This is a genomic window from Flavobacterium enshiense (assembly GCF_022836875.1).
Lineage (GTDB): Bacteria > Bacteroidota > Bacteroidia > Flavobacteriales > Flavobacteriaceae > Flavobacterium > Flavobacterium enshiense_A.
The window spans coordinates 335,755-359,084 of record NZ_CP090376.1 but is presented as its reverse complement, the minus strand read 5'-3'; the positions used below and the strand labels follow the sequence as shown (position 1 = coordinate 359,084).

General features: G+C 39.0%; 20 protein-coding genes. 17 read left to right on the top strand and 3 right to left on the bottom strand.

Annotated elements, in window-relative coordinates; genetic code table 11:
• The first annotated feature begins 143 nt into the window (after positions 1 to 143).
• Entirely contained in the window at positions 144 to 1,067 is a 924-nt protein-coding gene (gene queG, locus LZF87_RS01600; protein ID WP_244340619.1) for a tRNA epoxyqueuosine(34) reductase QueG, read from the top strand.
• Here the strand turns inward: queG and LZF87_RS01595 are convergent, their stop codons facing one another.
• Positions 1,068 to 1,493 carry a DUF2062 domain-containing protein gene (locus LZF87_RS01595; RefSeq protein ID WP_244340614.1) on the bottom strand — a complete coding sequence of 142 codons (426 nt, stop codon included), beginning with the start codon at positions 1,491 to 1,493 and terminating at the stop codon, positions 1,068 to 1,070.
• Position 1,494: 1 nt separating this feature from the next.
• On the bottom strand, positions 1,495 to 2,655 hold the full coding sequence (locus LZF87_RS01590; RefSeq protein ID WP_244340612.1) for a phospholipase D-like domain-containing protein: 1,161 nt from the start codon (positions 2,653 to 2,655) through the stop codon (positions 1,495 to 1,497).
• Positions 2,656 to 2,922: 267 nt separating this feature from the next.
• On the opposite strand from LZF87_RS01590, the gene LZF87_RS01585 reads away from it, so the two are divergent.
• The 16 genes from LZF87_RS01585 (at position 2,923) to LZF87_RS01510 (ending at position 22,773) form a co-directional block, all read left to right on the top strand.
• Positions 2,923 to 5,217: an NADP-dependent malic enzyme gene (locus tag LZF87_RS01585; protein WP_244340610.1), complete on the top strand. Its 2,295-nt coding sequence runs from the start codon at positions 2,923 to 2,925 to the stop codon at positions 5,215 to 5,217.
• Positions 5,218 to 5,313: 96 nt separating this feature from the next.
• A complete protein-coding gene (ruvA, locus tag LZF87_RS01580; protein WP_244340608.1) occupies positions 5,314 to 5,895 on the top strand; it encodes a Holliday junction branch migration protein RuvA in 582 nt (193 codons plus the stop codon).
• A 37-nt stretch (positions 5,896 to 5,932) separates the two neighbouring features.
• The gene (gene sprA, locus LZF87_RS01575) at positions 5,933 to 13,129 is read left to right on the top strand and encodes a cell surface protein SprA (protein ID WP_244343843.1); all 7,197 of its coding nucleotides are present in this window, start codon (positions 5,933 to 5,935) and stop codon (positions 13,127 to 13,129) included.
• Between the two features lie 61 nt (positions 13,130 to 13,190).
• Entirely contained in the window at positions 13,191 to 13,571 is a 381-nt protein-coding gene (gcvH, locus tag LZF87_RS01570; protein WP_023573352.1) for a glycine cleavage system protein GcvH, read from the top strand.
• Positions 13,561 to 13,950 carry a VanZ family protein gene (locus LZF87_RS01565; RefSeq protein ID WP_244340606.1) on the top strand — a complete coding sequence of 130 codons (390 nt, stop codon included), beginning with the start codon at positions 13,561 to 13,563 and terminating at the stop codon, positions 13,948 to 13,950. The genes gcvH and LZF87_RS01565 overlap by 11 nt, the downstream gene beginning before the upstream one ends.
• A gap of 45 nt (positions 13,951 to 13,995) precedes the next feature.
• Complete coding sequence (gene deoC / locus LZF87_RS01560) at positions 13,996 to 14,739, top strand: deoxyribose-phosphate aldolase (protein ID WP_244340604.1); 744 nt, start codon at positions 13,996 to 13,998, stop codon at positions 14,737 to 14,739.
• A 72-nt stretch (positions 14,740 to 14,811) separates the two neighbouring features.
• Positions 14,812 to 16,947: a gliding motility protein RemB gene (locus LZF87_RS01555; RefSeq protein WP_244340602.1), complete on the top strand. Its 2,136-nt coding sequence runs from the start codon at positions 14,812 to 14,814 to the stop codon at positions 16,945 to 16,947.
• Between the two features lie 53 nt (positions 16,948 to 17,000).
• Positions 17,001 to 17,543 (top strand): SRPBCC family protein, encoded by a 543-nt coding sequence (locus tag LZF87_RS01550; protein ID WP_244340600.1) that lies wholly within the window; start codon positions 17,001 to 17,003, stop codon positions 17,541 to 17,543.
• Between the two features lie 139 nt (positions 17,544 to 17,682).
• The gene (cyoE, locus tag LZF87_RS01545; RefSeq protein WP_413614294.1) at positions 17,683 to 18,597 is read left to right on the top strand and encodes a heme o synthase; all 915 of its coding nucleotides are present in this window, start codon (positions 17,683 to 17,685) and stop codon (positions 18,595 to 18,597) included.
• A gap of 6 nt (positions 18,598 to 18,603) precedes the next feature.
• Complete coding sequence (locus LZF87_RS01540; RefSeq protein ID WP_244340598.1) at positions 18,604 to 19,191, top strand: cytochrome c oxidase subunit 3; 588 nt, start codon at positions 18,604 to 18,606, stop codon at positions 19,189 to 19,191.
• Positions 19,192 to 19,235: 44 nt separating this feature from the next.
• A complete protein-coding gene (locus tag LZF87_RS01535; protein ID WP_244340596.1) occupies positions 19,236 to 20,213 on the top strand; it encodes a cytochrome c oxidase subunit 3 in 978 nt (325 codons plus the stop codon).
• A 21-nt stretch (positions 20,214 to 20,234) separates the two neighbouring features.
• Entirely contained in the window at positions 20,235 to 20,591 is a 357-nt protein-coding gene (locus tag LZF87_RS01530; RefSeq protein ID WP_244340594.1) for a cytochrome C oxidase subunit IV family protein, read from the top strand.
• A 78-nt stretch (positions 20,592 to 20,669) separates the two neighbouring features.
• Positions 20,670 to 21,320, top strand: a complete 651-nt coding sequence (locus LZF87_RS01525) for a hypothetical protein (protein WP_244340592.1) — start codon at positions 20,670 to 20,672, stop codon at positions 21,318 to 21,320.
• Positions 21,321 to 21,326: 6 nt separating this feature from the next.
• On the top strand, positions 21,327 to 21,953 hold the full coding sequence (locus LZF87_RS01520) for an SCO family protein (RefSeq protein WP_244340590.1): 627 nt from the start codon (positions 21,327 to 21,329) through the stop codon (positions 21,951 to 21,953).
• On the top strand, positions 21,954 to 22,505 hold the full coding sequence (locus tag LZF87_RS01515; RefSeq protein WP_244340588.1) for a DUF420 domain-containing protein: 552 nt from the start codon (positions 21,954 to 21,956) through the stop codon (positions 22,503 to 22,505).
• Positions 22,495 to 22,773, top strand: coding sequence for a hypothetical protein (locus LZF87_RS01510; RefSeq protein WP_244340574.1), 279 nt, complete (start codon positions 22,495 to 22,497; stop codon positions 22,771 to 22,773). The genes LZF87_RS01515 and LZF87_RS01510 overlap by 11 nt, the downstream gene beginning before the upstream one ends.
• Positions 22,774 to 22,826: 53 nt before the next feature.
• Here the strand turns inward: LZF87_RS01510 and LZF87_RS01505 are convergent, their stop codons facing one another.
• Positions 22,827 to 23,234, bottom strand: coding sequence for a hypothetical protein (locus LZF87_RS01505; protein ID WP_244340560.1), 408 nt, complete (start codon positions 23,232 to 23,234; stop codon positions 22,827 to 22,829).
• Positions 23,235 to 23,330: the final 96 nt, after the last annotated feature.

Below are 23,330 nucleotides of genomic sequence, written 5' to 3'. Positions count from 1 at the left end.
CGCAAAGCTCCACTAAAAAGAGCTCAGACAATTGCTCGCCCGAACGAAGTGAACTGGTCGCAGATAATCCCTAATGCAGGCCCGGAACATTAAGATTCGCGTCAATCTATGAAATCTGAGTGATCTTCATAATTTGATTTCAAATGACAAACCAACAATCAAAATACACGCAAATGATAAAGTCCGAAGCCGCTCGCCTCGGGTTTTTGTCGTGCGGTATTTCCAAGGCCGGTTTTCTGGAAGAAGAAGCCCCGCGCCTGGAACGCTGGCTCAAAAACGGAATGCAGGGCGAAATGCACTACATGGAAAATCATTTCGACAAACGCCTAGATCCAACATTATTGGTAGACGACGCGAAAAGCGTGATTTCCCTATTGCTGAATTACTTTCCTTCGGAAACTCAAAATCCGGAAAGTTACAAGATTTCGAAATATGCTTATGGAGAGGATTACCATTTCGTAATCAAAGACAAACTCAAAGACCTGCTGCAATTCATCCAAACCGAAATCGGAGAGGTGTCCGGACGAGCGTTTGTAGATTCGGCACCAGTATTGGATAAGGCTTGGGCAGCCAAAAGCGGCTTGGGTTGGATAGGCAAAAACTCCAATCTGCTTTCCAAACAAGTCGGTTCCTTCTTTTTTATTGCAGAATTGATCGTGGATTTAGAGTTGGACTACGATACCATTACCACAGATCACTGCGGGAAATGTACCGCCTGCATTGATGCCTGTCCAACGGAAGCCATTGTGGCACCATACTTAGTGGATGGCAGTAAATGCATTTCGTATTTTACCATCGAACTGAAAGACAATCTTCCCGAAACGATGAAAGGCAAATTCGATGACTGGATGTTCGGCTGCGATGTCTGTCAGGATGTTTGTCCGTGGAACCGTTTTTCAAAACCGCATAACGAACCGCTTTTTAATTCGAATCCCGAATTACTGTCGTTTACCAAAAAAGACTGGATAGAAATCACGGAAGAAACGTTCCGCAGGGTTTTTAAAAATTCGGCTGTAAAAAGAACCAAGTTAAGCGGGCTAAAGCGCAATATTGATTTTTTAAAATAATCAGGGTTGGTTTTTATTCCTCAATTTCAAAACCATGAATTTTGAAAAGAAATAGGCGATAACCGCCATAGCGCCACTGACAATAATTGCCCCGATTAAAATAGTCAATCCTGTATCCTTCAAATTTTCTTTCCAGTTATCGATGTCAAACACAATGGGATTCTTAAAAAACATCGAACCGACTTTATAATTCAGAAGCATAAAGAAAGGACTCGTGAGCGGGTTTGAAATGATACTGGCAGCAAGGGCTATGGCCAAATTAAATTTCAGTACCCGACTTAATACAATCACAAGCGGGGCGCCCAATCCGAAAGTAGGAAATACACTGATGAATGTTCCGATGGCAGCTCCCCAGGCAATCTCTTCCGCACTGTTGTGTGATTTAGCAATCTTCCAAAAGAAATCAACTATTGTTTTCCACTTCATTTTAGCGTCGTTTTAGAAATCGGTTATAAGGCAGGTATGTAAGTAGGATTTCGAAAAAGCGAACAATGTGATAGGAGTTCCAATCTTTGAATCGCTCCAGCGGATTGTTTTGTTTTTTAAAGGCGGCCGGAGTGATTTGTAGACATTGTGAAATGATTAGCTCGAGGTGATTTTGATATTTTTGAGCAAACAAAACTGAATCAATGCAGACATTCATTTCGATACTGGCATATGAACTTAAATGATTCAGGTTGAATGATCCGATGGTGCTCCATGTTTGATCCATAACGGCGGTTTTTCCGTGTAAAATGGATTGATTCCACTCGTAAAGTTCAATGTTATTCCGCAGCAGAAAAGGATAATAATAATTGATGGCTCCTTTTACTAAGGGGACATCTGATACGCTGGAAAGAATTAGTCGGATACGGACGTTTCTTTGCGCCGCTTGCTTAAGTGCCTGAGTGAGTTTTCTTCCGGGTAAAAAATAACCACATACAATTATTATTTCGTTCTGTGCATTCTGAATGGATTTCAGATAAGTCTTCTGAATTTCGTTTTTCCGTCTGAGCCAGTCATTTTGTATCAGCTTTATGGTGTTTTGATTGTTTACTTTTTCTAAAAGTGTTTTTCCGTTAGGACGTTTCCCTTTTTTGAAAAAATAGTAATGACAAATCGATTGTGCCTGTTGTGCAATTGTGCTGTCATTGATTAAAACGGCATAATCCAGCCAAGGAGCTTCTGTAGCCGTACCTTCATATTTTTTGGCAATATTTATACCACCAATCAGGACGGTTTTTGCATCGGCAACAACAATTTTATGATGCAGCCGTCTTCCGAAGTAAAATGACTGATAGGAAAACAGTGGGGCGAAAAAACGAAAATAGATACCGCTTTGCTGTAAATCGGTAATAAATTTGTCTGGCAAAGCACGAGAACCCAGTCCATCCAATAAAAGATAAACGTTAACCTTTCTCAAGACGGCTTTTTTGAGAGCGTTGACTATTTTGTTTCCGGTAATGTCGTCTTCGATGATGTAGGTTTGAAAATGAATTTCGGTAGACGCTTCATTAATCAGTTTTAGCAGCCTGTCAAAATAATCCCTTCCGCTGTGAACGAGTGTGATGGAGTCTGCAGCAATATTTGAAGAAAAGCCGTTTTTCATTTTCTGTCATTCAAAATTAACCGGTATAGATTGAAAGTCTGCTGATTATCAATTTAGGAATAATAAATAAACTGGACAATAACTTTATGTCACTTTCTTTTTAGGTTTTTTTAGGTTAAAAACATGAATTGCTTAAAATCAGGTACTTGTAAATGTAGTGAATTAATATAGATAAATTCTGGTGAAAACTTTTTTAAAGATTGAGGGTAAAAATTTCAATTATTGTCATCATCCTCATATCTTTGTTAGTTAGTAAATAAACAAACCATGCACAAAGACAGTAAAAGAAGAGAAGCTTTATTATACCATGCCAAACCCACCCCTGGTAAAATTCAGGTGGTACCCACTAAAAAATATGCAACACAAAGAGACTTGGCATTAGCCTATTCACCTGGAGTTGCCGAGCCTTGTTTAGAAATCGAAAAAGACGTAGAGAACGTTTATAAATATACTGCAAAAGGAAATTTAGTAGCCGTTATTTCAAATGGAACCGCTGTTTTAGGTTTAGGGGATATCGGTCCAGAAGCCTCAAAACCTGTAATGGAAGGGAAAGGTCTTTTGTTCAAAATCTTCGCGGATATTGATGTTTTCGATATCGAAGTAGATACCAAAGATGTTGAAAAATTCATCGAAACCGTAAAAAATATAGCACCGACTTTCGGAGGTATCAATTTAGAAGATATCAAAGCACCGGAGTCTTTTGAAATCGAAAGACGTTTGGTGGAAGAATTGAATATTCCGGTAATGCACGACGACCAACACGGAACCGCCATCATTTCCTCGGCAGCATTACTAAATGCAGTGGAATTGGCCGGAAAGAAAATGGATGAAGTGAAAATGGTGGTTTCCGGAGCAGGTTCCGCAGCCATCGCCTGTGCGAATCTGTATGTTTCTTTTGGTGTGAAACGCGAAAATATCGTCATGTTCAACAGTAAGGGGGCTTTACGCAAAGACGATCCGAAAATTTCGGAAATGCAGCGTGCATATGCTACCGATAAGCATTTTGAAGGACTTGGGGATGCCATGAAAGACGCTGATGTTTTCATCGGATTGTCTTCCGGTGATATTGTGACCCCTGAAATGTTGTTGAGTATGGCGGATAACCCGATTGTTTTTGCTATGGCAAATCCAACGCCGGAAATCCGATACGATTTGGCCATCGCTACCCGTAAAGATATCATCATGGCAACCGGTCGTTCCGATCATCCTAATCAGGTGAATAACGTACTTGGTTTCCCGTTCATTTTCCGTGGAGCGCTTGACGTTCGTGCGACGAAAATCAACGAAGAAATGAAAAAGGCAGCGGTAGTTGCCTTAGCGAACCTGGCAAAGGCTTCTGTGCCTGAGCAGGTGAATATCGCTTACGGTGAAACGAAACTGACTTTCGGCCGTGATTATATTATTCCGAAGCCGTTCGACCCGAGATTGATTGCCGAAGTGCCTCCAGCAGTTGCAAAAGCCGCTATGGAATCCGGTGTTGCTACAGCACCTATTGCGGATTGGGATACATACAGAGAGGAACTTTTGGAGCGAATGGGCTCGGACAACAAGATGGTCCGTTTGCTGCATAACCGTGCGAAGACCGATCCTAAAAGAATAATTTTTGCCGAAGCCGATCATTTGGATGTATTGAAAGCTGCCCAAATTGTGATGGAAGAAGGTATCGGAACGCCAATTTTATTAGGAAATAAAGAAACAATTTTAGAACTGAAAGAGGAAATTGGTTTTGATGATGATGTAGTTATTATCGATCCTAAAACCAAGGAAGAAGAAGGAAGAAGAAATCGTTTTGCTGATGTATATTGGGAAGCCAGAAGACGAAGAGGGACTTCGTTATTGGATGCTCAAAAGTGGATGCGCGAGCGTAATTATTTTGCTGCAATGATGGTGAATGAAGGCGAGGCAGATGCTTTGGTTACCGGATATTCCAGAAGTTACCCTACAGTGGTAAAGCCAATGTTAGAGTTAATACCTAGACAACAAGGTGTTCATCGCATTGCGACCACAAATATGATGATGACTAAACGCGGTCCTGTGTTTTTAGCTGATACGGCTATCAACCCTAATCCTTCAGCCGAAGACTTGGCCAGAATTGCATTAATGGCTGCGAAAACGGTTCGTATGTTCGGGATGGAACCAGTAATCGCTATGGTTTCTTTTTCCAATTTCGGGTCTTCATCTGCAGAAAGTGCGGTAAAGATCAGAAATGCAGTTGCGATTTTGCATGAGCAGTACCCGGATTTGATTGTTGATGGTGAAATCCAAACCGATTTTGCATTGAATCAGGAAATGTTGGCAAGTAAATTCCCGTTCTCGAAACTAGCCAATAAAAATGTAAATACTTTGGTGTTTCCTAATCTGGATGCAGCCAACATCACTTACAAAATGTTGAAAGAATTGAATAAAGTGATGTCGGTAGGGCCAATTATGATGGGGTTAGATAAACCGGTTCATATTTTCCAGTTGGGAGCCAGCGTGGAAGAGATGGTCAATATGGCTGCTGTTGCAGTAGTAGATGCACAGGAGAAAGAGAAAAAGCTTAAACAAATCATAGTAAAATAATCTCAGCAAATCTTTTATCCGATAAAAGTGAACTTCCTCGGTTCTGATTATCAGGATAAAAGATTTTTCTTATTTTTGATAGAACAATTTGTAAGTATGATTGCACATATTCAGGGAAAACTAGTGGAAAAGTCACCTACCGAAGTTGTAATTGATTGTAACGGAGTTGGTTATAGTGTTAATATTTCATTGCATACCTTTTCTTTATTACCGGAATCCGATTATCTGAAGTTATTTACATTTCTTCAGGTGAAAGAAGATGCTCATACCTTATTTGGTTTTGTCGAAAAAGCGGAACGCGAATTATTTAAACTTTTATTATCAGTTTCAGGAGTAGGAGCCGGTACGGCAAGAACCATGTTGTCCTCCATAGCTCCTCAACAGATTATTCAGGCAATCGCTTCGGGCGATGTGGCTGCCGTACAATCGATAAAAGGCATCGGGGCAAAAACAGCCCAACGCATTATTTTGGACCTGAAAGACAAGGTGTTGAAAATATACAATCTGGATGAAGTATCTTTCTCACAAAGCAATACAAACAAAGATGAAGCGTTATCTGCTTTGGAAGTTTTAGGATTTGTCCGAAAATCGGCTGAAAAAGTAGTCGACAAAATTGTAAAAGCAGATGCAGATGCTTCTGTGGAAACTATTATTAAACTAGCCTTAAAAAACCTGTAGTCCTTTGAAAACAAAATATATTAGAAACTTTTTCAAGATATTTAAAATTGGGGTTACCCTATTGATATTGTTTTTTGGTGTTTCCATACAGGCGCAAGTTGATGAAGAAGAGAAGGATTCTATTAAAACAGGAGTTGATTTAGGCCACTTAGAATTAGGTAATCCTCAAAGTATTACAGAGGCATATACCTATGATCCTGCTTCGGATCGTTATATCTATACAAAAACCCTTGATGGTTTTAATATAAATTACCCCATTATTTTAACGCCTCAGGAATATGAAGAACTCCTGACTCGTGAGTCCATAAGAGATTATTACCAAAAGAAATTGGATGCCATCGATGGTAAGAAAGCTGGTTCTGAAGAAGCGAAAAAAGATTTGTTACCTCGCTACTATGTGAACTCCGGTTTGTTTGAGAGTATATTCGGTAGTAATACTATTGACATAAAACCTACAGGGTCTGTTGAAATGGATTTGGGAATCCGATTTACAAAACAGGATAACCCGTCGTTCTCGCCAAGAAACAGAAAAACCCTTACCTTTGATTTCGATCAGCGAATCAGTATGAGTCTTCAGGGGAAAGTAGGAACGCGTTTGTTGGTTAACATCAATTATGATACGCAGTCGACTTTTGCCTTCCAAAACCTGATCAAATTAGAATACACACCAACGGAAGACGACATCATACGAAAAATTGAAGTAGGTAACGTAAGTTTCCCGTTAAACAGTTCCTTAATTCGTGGAGCGCAGAGTTTGTTTGGGGTTAAGACGCAATTACAGTTTGGTAAGACGACTGTAACAGGGGTTTTCTCCGAGCAAAAATCGCAAACAAGATCTGTATCTGCACAGGGCGGGGGAACATTGCAGGATTTTGAGTTGTTTGCATTGGATTATGATGCAGACAGGCACTATTTTCTTTCGCAATATTTCCGAAACAAGTACGACGAAGCATTGGCAACCTATCCGGTTATCAGCAGCCGTGTCCAGATTACCCGTATGGAAGTTTGGATTACCAACAAACAAAACCGTGTTAATGCAACAGACAATAATTTAAGAAATATTCTTGCTTTACAGGATTTGGGAGAAGGTCAGTTAACAGATGTAGCAGGGGCAGATATTACGGATTCTACCGTTGGTGTTCATGATCAGAATATTGCCGGTTTTTACACTCCACCGTCATTTAATTTGCCGTCCGACAATACCAATAACCGTTTTGATCCAGCATTAATTGGAAGTGCTACAGGTTTGTTAGATCCTGACATCAGGGATATTGCCACTGCGAATAATGGTTTTAGTTCGGAGGTTGCAGTCGTGGAAGGAAGGGATTATGCGAAATTGGAAAACGCCCGAAAATTATCGCCAAGCGATTATACGTATCATCCACAGTTAGGATACATTTCCCTAAATCAGCGATTGGCCAATGATGAAGTTTTGGCAGTTGCTTATCAGTACAGCGTTGGTAATGATATTTTCCAGGTGGGTGAATTCGGAACGGATGGCGTTGATGCGACTGAGATAAATGGCGGGATACCGACGTCACAGAGTTTGATTCTGAAAATGCTGAAAAGTAATCTGAACAATATCGATCAGCCTGTTTGGAATTTAATGATGAAAAACATTTATCAGATTCCGGGTGGCTATCAGTTGTCTCAGGAGGATTTTCGATTCAATATCCTTTATACGGATCCATCACCGTTGAATTACATTAATCTGGTACCGCCTTTGCCTAATCCAGATGAGGTTACCAGCACACCATTGTTGAAAGTCTTCGATTTGGATAAATTGAATTACACCAACGACCCTCAAGAAGGGGGAGATGGGTTCTTCGATTTTATTCCCGGTATGACCGTAGACACACAAAACGGGCGTTTGATTTTTACAACGGTTGAACCTTTCGGTAAAACGCTGTTTGAGAAATTAAGAGATAATCCCTCACGAAATTATGAAGATCCGCTGACGGGATATAATGATAACCAGACAAAATACGTTTTCAAAAACTTATATGATAAAACACAGGCTTTAGCGCTTCAGGATAGCGAGAAGAACAAGTTCCAGTTAAAAGGAAAATTTAAATCAACCGGAGGTGACGGAATATCCATCGGTGCTTTCAACGTACCTCAGGGTTCAGTTGTGGTTTCTACTGGTGGGCGTGTTTTGATAGAAGGTGTAGATTATACCGTAGATTATCAGCGCGGACGTGTTCAGATTTTAGACCCTACACTTGCTAATGCCCCAATAGACGTTTCACTTGAAAACAACTCGGTTTTCGGACAGCAGACAAGACGTTTTTACGGAGTTAACGTAGAACACAAAATCAGTGATAAATTTCAGGTAGCAGGAACATTCCTTCGTTTGTCTGAAAAACCATTTACCCAAAAATCAAATTACGGACAGGAATCCGTAAACAATACGATAGTTGGTATGAATGGGAACTTTTCTACAGAGATACCGTTCTTTACCCGTATGGTGAATAAATTGCCAAACCTTGATACGGATGTGCCTTCTAATTTCTCTTTCCGTGGAGAGATTGCATACCTGATGCCGGACGCATCCAAAAATGACAGTTTTAATGGAGAGGCTACCGTTTATATCGATGATTTTGAAGGTTCACAATCAACCATAGATATGCGCGCCCCTCTGTCCTGGTCATTGGCCAGTACGCCTGTGGAAGGAGATTATGACGGTTCAGTGCTTGATGATCAACCATTTGATAATTTGTTGTTGGGATACAAAAGAGCTAAATTATCATGGTACACTATCGACCCGGTATTTTATGTGGAATCGCAGCGACCATCAGGAATTTCAGAACAGGATATGCTTACCAACAGGGTGCGACGAATTTACAGTGACGAGCTGTATCCGAATGTTGATATTGCCCAAGGGCAGTCCACTGTAGTGAGTACGCTCGACATGACCTATTATCCGGGGGAAAGAGGGCCTTATAATTACAGTCCTCTCGCAGATCCCGCTACTAATGCGTTGGCTAATCCAACAAGCAACTGGGCCGGAATTATGCGTCCGATCAATTCAACCAACTTTGAACAGTCTAATGTGGAATACGTTCAGTTTTGGATGATGGATCCTTATTACGGGCAAAATCCCGGAGATACAACTCCTGAGACCAATGTCGGTAAACTGACAATCAATTTAGGTGAGATTACAGAAGATATACTTAACGACGGTCGAAAATTATACGAAAACGGATTACCGGAAGTAGGTTCTACCATACCAACCCACAGCACCAACTGGGGTAAAATACCGTCAGCACAATCCTTGATTTATGCTTTTGATTCCGATGAGGCAAACCGAGCCGTTCAGGATGTGGGATTAAACGGATTAAGTGATGCGGAAGAAGCTGTTAAGCATTCGGATTTTGCTGCCAATCCCGACCCTTCAGCGGATAATTACCAATATTATTTAAATGCTGGCGGGGATGTGCTTCAGCGTTATAAAAACTATAATGGTTTGGAAGGGAACTCGCCGATCAGTTTATCGGATGATAACCGCGGATCCACAACTTTACCGGATGTAGAAGATATCAATCGTGACAACACGATGAACACGATCAATGCCTATTATAGATTTGAAATACCTATTCAGCCAAATCCGGTAATTGGCCAGAATTACGTTGTTGATACCAGGGTGAATGATGCTGTTTCGATAGCTAACGGAACAACTAAAGTAAGATGGGTTCTTTATAAAGTTCCTATTTTGGAAGCTACAGCTGCCAATACGGTTGGTTCGATATCCGATTTCCGTTCGATTCGTTTTATGCGTATGTTCCTGACGGATTTCCCTGAAGAGCTAACCCTGCGTTTTGGATCTTTGGATTTGGTTCGCGGAGAATGGAGACGTTATCTGTCTTCTATGGATAATAATGATCCAGATGCGAGTGATGATAATACAGGTTTTGATGTGACATCACTGAATATTCAGGAAAATGGAGACAGAAGGCCAATTCCTTACGTGATGCCTCCGGGAGTGGCACGTGAGCAATTAAACAACAATAACTCGATTATCAATCAGAACGAGCAATCGCTTTCTTTAAGAGTGTACAGTAAAGATGGCTCGCCAACCGGTGGTTTGGAAGAAAAAGATGCCCGCTCTGTATTTAAGAATGTGAGTGTTGACATGCGTCAATTTAAAAAATTGAGAATGTTTCTTCACGCGGAATCCTTAGAAACAAGCAGTGATTTGCAAAATGACGAAATGGTGGCTTTCTTACGTTTCGGAAATGATTTCACACAAAATTTCTATGAAGTTCAGATTCCGTTGAAACCAACTGCTTTTGGAGAAAAAGACCCTGCTAGAGTTTGGCCTACTGCCAATGAAATTGATTTGGCTTTGTCTTTACTTACTCAGTTAAAGATTAGAGCCTTACAAGGGACACTTCCTCCCGACGATGATTTGACCGACGGTATTCAGTTTGTTAATGAAGATTTTCTTGATGGATCGTTGGCAGGAAAAGAGAACTTACTGAGAATTGGAGTGAGTGGAAATCCTAATTTTGGTTTGGTAAGAACTTTAATGGTTGGGGTCAGAAACAGAACGAATCCTGGGAAAACGATCCGTGGTGAGGTTTGGTTCAACGAATTGCGTATGTCCGAAATGGATAATAAAGGTGGCTGGGCCGCCGTTGCTGCCATGGATACTAATTTTGCTGATTTTGCAGACATTTCTGCTACAACCAGAAAAACAACTATAGGGTTTGGCGGATTGGAAGAAGGACCAAACGAGAGAAGTCGTGAGGATGTTTTCCAGTATAATGTGGTGACCAATGTTAATGCCGGGAAATTGCTTCCTAAAAAATGGGGTATTACCATTCCTTTCAATTATGCAGTGGGAGAAGAAACAATAACACCAAAATATGATCCTTTCTATCAGGATATCGAATTGGAGCAATTGTTGGACGTGACTCAGGATCCGGCAGAAAGAGCTAATATTGAGGATCGAGCCATCGACTATACAAAGCGTACCAGCATTAATTTTATTGGTGTTAAAAAAGAAAGAACCCAAGATCAGAAACAGCATTTCTACGATCCGGAAAATTTCACTTTTTCACATTCGTATAACGAAATGAATCACCATGATTTCCAAATTGAGAGCATGCTGGATCAACAGGTGAGGACTTCTGCAGATTATGCTTTTGCTTTCAAGCCAAATTCTGTGGAACCGCTTAAAAATACTAAATTCATGAAGAAAAGCAGTTATTGGAAATTGCTGAGTGATTTTAATTTCAGCTATTTACCAACAACGGTTTCTTTTTCAACCAATATACTACGTCAGTATAACAGACAAGAATTCAGACAGGTTGAGGTAGAGGGCATTGGTCTAGATCCATTATACAGAAGAAATTATTTGTATAACTTTAATTACGGATTCAATTACAGTTTTTCTAAGGCGTTGCGCTTCAGCTATAACGTGTCTACAAATAACATTGTCCGAAATTATTTTGACGAAAACAAAATTCCTATTGATGATCTGACTGTTTGGGATGATTATTTCAATATTGGAGAGGCTAACTTGCATACACAGCAATTAATAGTTAATTACGATATACCAATTAATAAAATTCCGTTCTTGGCATTCGTGAAGTCTGCTTATTCATATACCAGTGATTACAGTTGGACGCGTTCTTCAGATGCCCTTTCTTCAGTAGAGTTTCAAGGGTCGCTTTGGTCTTTGGGTAACACTATTCAGAATGCGGCATCCCATAAACTGAACACCACTTTAACCATGGATTTATTTTATAAATACATTGGATTAACGGCTAAGAAGAATAAAACTGTCAAACCACAGGCTAAACCTGCTACTCCGAAACCTGGACAAAAAGTAACTGCTGCCCCAACAAATGTGGCTGAAGAAAGAAGTTTGTTTAGTGAACGAATGATTGGGTTGGTTACGGCATTAAAAACGCTTCAGGTGAATTATACTCAAAATGAAGGTACGATGCTTCCGGGATATTTGCCAAGAGTCGGTTTTATTGGTACTACCAAACCTACCATTGGTTTCGTATTGGGAAGTCAGGATGATGTGCGTTATGATGCTGCGAGAAATGGTTGGTTGACTTACTATCCAGAGTTCAACCAAAACTTTACTCAGGTAGACAATAAAATTCTGAACGTAACAGGACAATTGGAGCCGTTCCCGGATTTTAAAATAGATATCCTGGCCGATTGGATCAAGAGCAAGAATTTCTCGGAACAATACGACGTGTCCCCTGATGGTACATACAATCCACGTTCGCCGTACACTTTCGGTAATTATTCGATGTCTACGATTCTTATTGGTACGGCTTTCAGTAAAAGTGATGAAAACGTCTCCTCGGCTTTTGATGATTTCAGAGAGAACCGTTTGAAAATAGCTAACCGATTGGCTACGGAACGAGGAATTGATATTAATGATCCGGCAAAGATCGATGCAGATGGCTATCCTAAAGGATATGGAAAAAACAGCCAGGCGGTATTGCTTCCGGCATTCTATGCTGCTTATAAAGGAACCGATGCTTCGAAAATCCAAACTGGGCCTTTCAGGGATTTACCGCTGCCTAACTGGAATGTTAAATATACCGGTCTAATGCGTTATAACTGGTTTAAAGAGAAGTTCAAACGTTTCTCCTTACAGCATGGATATCGAGCGGCATATACGTTAAATCAGTTCCGTTCTAATTTTGAATATTACGAGAATCCAAATCCGGATGTTTCGTCGGGAACTGTTAATTATCCGACTAAAGACATTATTTCCAATGTGAACTTAGTGGAACAGTTCAATCCTTTGATCCGAATGGATTTTGAAATGAAAAGCTCGATCAAGGTTCTCGCCGAAATGAGAAAAGACCGTGCCTTGTCGCTGAGTTTTGATAATAACTTGCTGACAGAAGTAAAAGGTAACGAATACATTGTAGGTTTGGGTTACCGTGTTAAGGATATAACTTTCACATCTTCTTTGGCGGATGATCCTTCGGGAGTTATCAAAAGTGATATTAACATGAAGGCGGATGTGTCATACAGAAGTAATAAAACGATTGTTCGTTATCTGGATTATGATAACAATCAGTTGGGTGGTGGTCAAGATATCTGGTCAATTAAATTCACTGCCGATTATTCGTTCAGCAGGAATCTGACCGCTATTTTCTATTATGATCATTCGTTCTCAAAAGCTGTTATATCTACTACATTCCCGATAACAAACATCCGTTCAGGATTTACACTACGATATAACTTTGGAAATTAAAGAAAAAACATTTTATAGTTAACGCGAATAAATATACATTTGTCGAATAAAAATTAACACAATGAATATACCAGCTAATTTAAAGTACACAAAAGACCATGAATGGGTTAGCATTGATGGCGATGTTGCAACTGTAGGGATTACAGATTTTGCACAGAAAGAACTTGGAGATATCGTTTACGTTGAAGTAGAAACGTTAGATCAGACTTTAGCAAAAGATGAAGTTTTTGGAACTGTTGAGGCAGTAAAAACTGTTTCTGATTTATTTTTACCGCTTTCAGGTGAAATCATCGAGTTCAACGAAGAATTGGAAACAACTCCGGAAGCTGTGAATTCAGATGCGTATGGAGCAGGATGGATGGTGAAAGTTAAAATTTCTGATGCTTCTGAAATCGATTCATTGTTATCCAGCGAACAATACAAAGAACTGATTGGAGCATAAGAAAAATTTTCTTTTAGCTGTTCTCTGGACTGCGGCTATAGGTGCAGCTTGCATGATTGGTGCAGGTAATGTGCCCAAAGTAGCAGTTTTTGGAAAAGACAAAACGATTCATGCTATATTCTATTTTGTTTTTTCCGTATTGTGGTTCTTGTTTCTCACTAAGGAATTGCCTAAATTAACATTTGCCCAAAAGGCTTGGTTTGTATTGGCTTCTACTTTTTTGTACGGCGGAATAATAGAAATTTGTCAGAGTCAGTTTACCGCTACGCGGCAAGCCGATGTGTATGATGTGATTGCTAATATATCCGGTAGTATAGTTGGAATTTTAGTCCTGCATTTTATTACGAAACCCAGAGAGGACAGTGCTTCAAAAAAATAGTACAAATAAATCTCCCACTTCGGGGGATTTTTTTATTTTTATCGCATGGATATACAACAATACTTGGATTCAACCTACTTAAAAACAGCGGCTCAGGCCGGTTTGACAAAAGTCCAGAACAGAGAAGTTGTTAAGGGTTTTGTACAAGAAGCCATTGATGAAAAATTCAAGTTGATAATGCTTCGTCCCGATATGGTTGCTATGTCTAAAGAAATGGTTTCCAGCGCGAATTCAAAAGTCTGCATCGGAACAGTGATCGATTTTCCGGAAGGGAATGGTTCAATCGAAAAAAAACTCAAGGAGGCCGCCACGGCAATTGCTGATGGTGCGGACGATCTTGATTTTGTGGTCGATTATGAAGCGTTCAAACGGGGTGAGCTTGATTTGGTGAAAAAACAGGTCTTGGAAGGAACCCGCCTCGGACTTTTCCATAACCGGATTGTTAAGTGGATTATCGAAGTTGCGGCACTTGATGCGCATCAGATTGTGCAGCTTTCTGCTCTGATAAAAAATGTAGTTATTGCCAATTTTAAAGAAGAACAGTACGGTAGTGTCTTTGTAAAGTCTTCAACCGGTTTTTATAAAACGGAAGAAGGATTGCCTAATGGAGCCACTATTCCGGCGATAAAATTAATGATTGAAAATGCTTTTCCACTGCCAGTAAAAGCTGCTGGAGGTGTGCGTAGCTACGAGGAAGCAATAGAGATGATTTCACTCGGCGTAAAGCGAATCGGAACGTCGTCTGCAAAGGCAATCGTAACTGGTCAAGTGTCCCAAAATGAATATTGAAAAAAAACCTGTTGAACGAATAACTTTAGATATAAGTCCCCAAAAAATCTAGTTATAATCCTAAATAATCAAATGAAGTATTTATTACCGTTATTTTTTTTCCTTGGCTTTGGCCAATTTGTTACTGCTCAGATTACTACCATGGAACAGTTTCCGGTTTTTCCGGACTGCAAAGTAGCTACTACCCGTGAACAAGAAGCATGTTTTTATAATCAACTGCAGAATTTTGTTTATGATAATTTTAAAGTACCGCAATCCGTAACCGATAAAAATTTCAAAGGCAATGTAATTGCTCTTTTTGAAGTGGATACTACCGGAACGTTTAAAGTTCTTTATGTCGATGCCCCTTTTCCGGAACTGATTGATGAGACAAAACGTGTTTTTTCGCAATTGCCAAAAGTCGAACCTTCTAAATATGCCGGAAAACCTACGTATTCAAAATATTCCATAAAAATTGCTATTCCTACAGTTAAGCCAACTGTTTTCGGTGCGCCGGCAATAGTGGATCAGGCACAAAAGAATGCGACTATTGATCCTAAATCGGAATCGAAAGAATATGAATCGGTCAAATATCAGAAATTTGATAATCCTCAGTATAGAAGCAGTTTGAATATTCCTTTTACACATACTGCTTACAGTGAGTTCGATGCATCTCTGAATCAGGTTGGGACTAATAATCATACTGCTTCAAAACCTTATGTTTATACAGAAGTGACTAAGTATAAGGATTTAGAAGGGGTGTACAAGCAAAACCTGCTAAAAAAGGAATCTTGGTTTGGTCGAAAATTGTGGAATGAGCATTTGATTGCACTTAAAGGTGATGTTTATTGGTTTACTCTGGATCCGATTTTTGACTTCCGATTAGGGAAAGACTTCAGCAGTGAAACTGTTGATAATACTTTTGTGAATACCCGTGGAATCAACGTCCAGGGAGGTCTTGGAGAGCAGTTGTTTTTTACGACGTCGATTTTTGAAAGCCAGGGACGATTTGCCGATTACTACAATGAATATGCTGAATCGATTAAACCTTCGGGAGGAAATCCGGCTATTATTCCTGGAATTGGTATTGCTAAACGATTTAAAGAAGATGCCTATGATTTTCCTTCAGCAGATGCCAACCTAATGTTTGCCCCGGCTAAGTTCATTAATCTTCAGCTGGGTTATGGCCGAAACTTTATCGGAGACGGTTATCGTTCTTTGTTTACCAGTGACGCGGCAAGTCCGTATCCTTATTTTAAAATTAATACGACATTCTGGAAAATCAAATATACCAATACTTATATGTGGCTGAAAGATGTTCGTCCTGAAGTTACCGTGGATGGAACCTATGCGTCAAAATATATGGCCAATCATTATTTGAGTTGGAATGTGTCAAAACGTGTCAATATTGGTTTCTTTGAATCGGTTGTCTGGACGGATACTAACGGCAGGGGATTTGATATGAGTTTTGTTAATCCGATTATTTTCTTCCGTTCTGTAGAGTTTTCATCTTCCTCAAAAAGCGGAAATGCCACTTTAGGTTTTGCTTCAAAATACAAATGGAACAGCAAAGTAAATCTGTATGGGCAGTTTTTCCTGGATGAATTTTCATTGGATGACATGAAAGCAGGCAATCAAAGCTGGAAGAATAAATTTGCCTATCAATTAGGGGCAAAATATTACGATGCTTTCAAGGTTAAGAATCTGATGCTGCAGTCGGAATTCAACTTGGTTCGTCCATATACATATTCGCATAGTGCCGCTATCACTAATTACGGTCACAACAATCAAAGTATGGCTCATTTGTGGGGAGCGAATTTTTATGAATTGGCGTTTATCGGGCGTTATTATAAAGGGAGATGGTTTGCCAATACGAAGTTGACATATGGAGTAAAAGGGTTCGATTTTGAAAAACCAGCTCCGGGTGTCGAGATTGCTAATTCCAATTATGGGGGAGATATCTATCGTGAATATGAGCAGGATCGTTATGCTGATACAGGTGTAAAAGTCGGACAAGGAAATAAAACCAATATTCTGATTGCTGATTTGCAGGGAGGTTATGTGGTTAACCCTGCTATGAATCTGAAAATCTTCGGAAACTTAATTTACCGAAATTTTGATCCGACTACTGAAGTTAACAGTGAGACTTTAAAAATTACTCGAAGAAGTACAACTTGGTTTTCCATAGGTTTGAGATCGGATTTGTTTAACTGGTATTATGATTTTTAATATTTTATAAATTTTTTTCGTACATTTAATAGCCAACTTTAAAAATCAACGGTATGCAAATTGTGAAAAAACTGCTATTATTTGTACTGGCCATTGCTGTTATCTTAATGGTTGCCGGCCTTTTTGTTAAGAAAGACTATGCTTTGGAGCGAGAAATTATTATTAATAAACCAGTAGTTGAAGTTTTCAAGTACGTACGAATGGTCAAAAATCAGGATAATTTCAGTGTTTGGAATAAAAAAGATCCTGGGGCTAAAAAAGAATACAAAGGAATTGATGGAGAAGTAGGTTTTGTGTATTCCTGGGATAGTGAGAATGACGAAGTTGGTAGGGGCGAGCAGGAAATCGTGAAAATAGTCGAAAATGAAAGAATCGATTTGAAATTGCGTTTCAAAGAGCCTTTTGAGGCTGAGGATGATGCTTATTTCGTGACTGAAGATCTTTCTCCGAACCAAACCAAAGTGAAATGGGGTTTTAAAGGTCATCTGGATTATCCGATGAATTTGTTTCTTTTGATGGTGGATATGGAAAAAGAGATTGGCGGAGCTTTGGAGACGGGTTTGAGTGATCTGAAGAAAATTTTGGAACAACGATAAGATTAAAACGATAAAAAACGAAAGGCAGGCTGAAAAGTTTGCCTTTTTTGTTAAAACTTTTTTTGCGACTTGATTTTAAAGGATTGCTATTGAGAAATATAAATTTTGAAGTATATTTGCCACCGTTTTTGGAAACTAAATGAAGACTGCATTGAATACTTCGGAAAAATCGTTAACATTAGCTTCGTTGCTTACTGATTTTAAAGAAATCACAAAGGCCGGATTGGCTGTCAGTGTGGTTTTTTCTTCTATCGTTGGATATCTTTTAGGTGTTTCGGAAGAATTTCCGTTTTCATGGGTAACCTTCATATTGCTTGCCATTGGGGGATACTGTATGGTGGGCGCTTCCAATGTTTTCAATCAAATCATTGAAAAAGATTTGGATGTATTGATGGACAGGACCAAGAACAGGCCTTTGCCTTCTGGTAGGACATCAAAACAAAATGCATTTATTCTTGGCGTAATCCTTACGCTGATCGGATTGGCGATTTTGTACAGCATTAATCCGAAAACATCCATGTTCGGTGCGATTTCAATTTTTCTTTATACCTGTGTCTATACGCCTTTAAAGACGGTTACGCCACTTTCGGTTTTTGTTGGTGCATTCCCCGGAGCTATCCCTTTTATGTTGGGTTGGGTTGCGGCTACCAATAATTTTGGGATTGAAGCCGGAACATTGTTTTTGATTCAGTTTTTCTGGCAGTTTCCTCATTTTTGGGCAATTGGCTGGTTTTTATATAAGGATTATGAAAAAGCAGGTTTCTTTATGTTGCCTACCGGGAAACAGGATAAGAAAACGGCGCTGCAAACCATTTTGTATACCATTTGGCTGATAGTGGCTTCGTTACTGCCGGTATTAGGTTTTACAGGGGAATTGAAGTTGAGTTATATCGCTGCAGGAATCGTATTGCTTCTGGGTTTATGGATGCTTTATTTTGCAGTGAAATTATATAAAGAAATGGATGAGAAAGCAGCTAGGAAGCTAATGTTGGTAAGCGTGTCTTATATTTCCTTGTTGCAGTTGGTGTATGTTATAGATAAATTTTTAAGATAGAGTATTATGGAAATGGAAATGTCACTTCAGGAGCATAATGAAAGAAAAGCAAAATCGTATAAGATGTTGCTTTGGTTTGCAATGATAAGTATTGTTATGGTTTTTGCCGGATTGACAAGTGCTTATGTGATCAGTAAATCACGACCGGACTGGTTGAATACTTTTACCTTGCCATCGGCATTTATTGCAAGTACAGTGGTAATGGTGTTGAGTAGTCTTTCTTTTCATTTGTCGAAGAAAGCTATTCAGAAAGATAACAGAAAAGCGACAACCATGTATTTGTTAGCTACATTGGTGTTAGGTTTAACTTTCGTTTTTTTACAGTTTCAAGGATTTAGTCAGGTAATTGCTTCTGGGTATTTCTTTACCGGAAGTGAAAGTACTATTACCACTTCGTTTCTTTATGTGGTGGTTATCGTGCACTTAGCACACCTTTTTGGCGGGCTTGCAGCGCTTTTAATCATAATTTATAATCATTTTAAACAAAAATACAATTCAACTCAAACCCTTGGTATTGAGCTAGGTGCAATGTTTTGGCACTTTCTTGATTTCTTGTGGTTGTACTTGTTTTTATTTTTCTATTTCTACAAATAGAAAAAAGATGTAAATTTGGGAACTTTTTAACTAATAACTTTACAATGGGAGCGACAGTTACTACAACAGCTACTAACGAAAAAACTTGGGATGGCGGAAATGAGCCAATGGGAGCAAGTTACGGCAAAATGATGATGTGGTTTTTCATCGTATCAGATGCTTTAACATTCTCAGGATTCCTTGCAGCTTACGGATTTTCAAGATTTAAATTTATCGAAACTTGGCCAATTGCCGATGAAGTGTTTACTCACTTTCCTTTCTTACATGGTGTAGATGCACCTATGTATTATGTGGCCTTAATGACATTTATATTAATCTTCTCCTCTGTAACTATGGTGTTGGCTGTAGATGCAGGACATCAATTGCAAAAATCAAAAGTTGCAGTTTATATGCTTTTAACCATTTTAGGAGGTTTGATCTTCTTGGGTTCTCAGGCATGGGAGTGGAAAAATTTCATTCAGGGTTCTCACGGAGCTGTAGAAACTAAAGGAGGCTCTATTCTTCAATTCGTTGACAAGGATGGTAAGAGAGTTGCATTGGCTGACTTTGCATCGCATTTGCCGAAAGAGAGGATTCAAAAAGAAACTCACTTAGGTGTTTGGTTTGAGAGTGGTGAGACAATGGCTAGCTACTCGGTTGCGGAGGTTGTTGAAGGTTTCAAAGCAAACCCGAATTTGTTAATCCGTTCTGAGCATTTAAATAGCGATAAAAAGAAAACCGTTTTATCCAGAGAAGAGTCTTTAGCTCGTTTGAAAGAAGCTACTATGGTTGTTGAAGGAGCTAACCTGAAACATAATGAATACGGTCATAAATTATTCGCTAACTTCTTTTTCTTTATCACAGGATTCCACGGATTCCACGTATTCTCCGGAGTGGTTATCAATATCTTGATTTTCTTCAACGTAATTCTAGGAACGTATGAGAAAAGAAGAAGCTATGAAATGGTTGAAAAAGTTGGATTATACTGGCACTTTGTAGATTTAGTTTGGGTGTTTGTATTTACATTCTTCTATTTAGTATAATTTATATAATAAGAAAGTATCATGGGACAGGCACACGCACACGAATCAAATACGAAAAGAATATGGGTAGTATTTGCCCTTTTATCGGCAGTAACTATCGTTGAAGTTTACTTGGGAATAGAAAAGCCACTTTGGCTTTATAAACCGGAACTTTTATCAATGAATTTACTAAACTGGATATTCATCATATTGACGATTGTTAAAGCTTACTACATTATGTGGGCTTTCATGCACTTGGAAGGTGAGAAAAACAATTTCAAAACGTCAATTGTTGGACCATTGGTGTTTTTAATACTCTATTTAGTGTTCATCTTACTAGTAGAAGGTAATTATGTTTTTGATGTGTTTAAAACTTCACATTATAAGTGGATTTTTTAAGAACATATTAACTTATAAAAAGGGTACGCTATTGCGTACCTTTTTTTATTTTTGCACCCAAGTAATCAGTAGTATAACATGAAAAAATATATTGTCCTTACAGTTTTATTCGCTTTGCCTATTTGTGCCTATCTTTTTTTCTCTTCCGGCGTAAATAACTTTGTGAAATTACCTACCCTTACGTCTAATGTGCCGGAGGTGTCACAATGGACTTCCTTGGACGGAAAACCAATACAGCTTAAGGAAAAAATAACCGTATTGGGTTTTCCCGGTTCAGAGATTATAAAGGAAAAAGGAAATGCGTTCAATCTGGATCAGAAAATCTACGATAAGAACAAAGAGTTTAAAGATTTTCAAGTGGTGATGGTGGCTCCGATAGGAACTGAAAATCAAGCTAAGCAGTTAATGGCAGAATTGGGTACGATTTCCGATTTGTCCAACTGGCATTTCGTTTTCGCCAAACCGGAAGAAATAAAAGCATTCCACTCCAAATTGAAACTGGTAGGGCAGCTGAATGATAACTTAGCGACTTCCAATGTTTATATAATCGATAAAGACTTAAATCTTCGAGGGCGTAAAGGAAAAAACAAAAAAGGAGAAGTAGAGTATAAAGAAGGTTATAACACTATTTCAGCAGCCGATCTTCATAATGAAATGTCGGATGATGTAAAAATCATTTTGGCTGAATACCGCCTGGAACTCAAAAGAAACAATAAAAGAAAAATATAATAAGCAATGAAAAACAAATCATATATAGGTATTTCATTCATCGTATTGCTGTTCGGGATATGGGCGGTGCCGAAAATAGTGGCAAAATTCCAGAAATCAGATTTGCATACCATGGGACCGGTGCCTGCTTTCGAATTAACGGATCAGAACAATAAGAAGATTTCCAATAAGGATTATTTAGGCAAAGTATATGTGGTGGAGTTCTTCTTTTCGACTTGTCCGACCATCTGCCCGAAAATGAATCAGAACATGCTTCAGTTGCAAAAAGATTTCTATGGTAAGCCGGACTTCGGAATTGCATCGATAACGATTGACCCTGCAACCGACACACCGGAGAATTTGAAAAAGCATGCCGAAACATTAGGAGTGAAGCACTACAATTGGCATTTTCTGACTGGCAATAAAGAGTACATTTATAAATTGGCTCAAAGCGGATTTAATCTTTATGCGGGAGAAAACAAAGATGTAAATGGAGGATTCGAACATTCCGGAATGTTTGCGCTGATTGACAAGGAAGGTAATATTCGTTGCAGAAGAGATACATACGATAATCCGATTTTATACTACGACGGATTGGAACAACCGGGTATTGACATGTTAAAAGAAGATATTAAAAAACTATTAGAAGAATAAATGGAAAATACATTAACAAACGCTGAAGAAAGCAAATACAATAAATGGATTGTACTCTTGTCTGTGGCAATTCCTTTGGTAGTTGCCTTATTGTTCGGGGTTAACCTGAGGAAATTAGGATACGACGTGCAGCCGTTGTCTTTTTTGCCGCCAATTTACGCTACTGTCAACGGGATAACGGCTGTATTGCTGGTTGCGGCAGTTTGGGCTATTAAAAACGGCAAACGAAGCCTGCATGAGCGTCTTATTAAAGTTGCCATAGCTTGTTCGGTTGCTTTTTTAGGAATGTATGTGGCGTATCACATGACGTCGGATTCTACAAAATTCGGTGGTGAAGGAATAATTAAATACATTTATTATTTCATTTTGGTAACCCATATTTTGCTTTCAGTGGTTATTATTCCTTTTGTTTTAATTACTTACGTTCGTGCGATTTCCAAAAGCTTTGAACGTCATAAAAAGATTGCTAAGATTACATTTCCGTTGTGGCTGTATGTGGCGGTAACTGGTGTAATTGTTTATTTAATGATTTCTCCATATTATGTTCAGTAAAGATAAAATTGGAAAAGGAAGAAAGGGAATGAGGGTAGTATTGCTTCTGCTTCTGGTTTCTTGTTTCTTTTCTGTTGATGCTAATGCGCAATGTGCTATGTGCCGAGCTGCTTTAGAAAGTGAAGAATCCGGGGTTCAGGCCGGCGCGGTTAACGACGGAATTGTTTACTTGATGGCGATTCCGTATATATTGGTTGGTGCGATAGGTTATGCGATTTACCGATTGAAATACGGGAAGAAAAACAAGGAAAAAGTAATGAATAACTAAAAAAGAGGGCTGTCTCAATGTGAAGACAGCCCTCTTTTTTTATTACAGTTTTATTACAGCATAGCCTTGTGTGCTGTAACCCCGGCAATGAAACCGTCTACTGCTGCAAGTTCATTATTAATGCGATCCAGGTCAAGTTCTTTTTCCAAAAGGGCGACCGAACCGTAGCGCTCTTTTCGATCCTCCAATTGTAATTTTTTGTATTGCAAAAGACTTGTCCTCTTCAGTAAGTCTTTTTTTGTAACTCCGTCAGGTAAGGCATTTGCCACGATGGTGTTGGCCTCAATTTCAGCGATTACTCCTTGTAATATCGCTTCTATTTCTACGGAAGTGTGGCTGTAATTGTCCGTAAGCCTGTCAATCATATACTGCTTATGAAGTAAATCGGATTTTTCTTTTTCTGCCCATGTTAATAGTACATCGCAATCTGCTATTGTACTGATTTTGTCTAACGAATACATAATTTAAGAAGTTTAAAAGTTAATAGTATTCCTACATCTTTCAAAACCAGTGCCAAAAAAATGCGCAATTCTTAAAAAAGTTAATTTTAACATTTT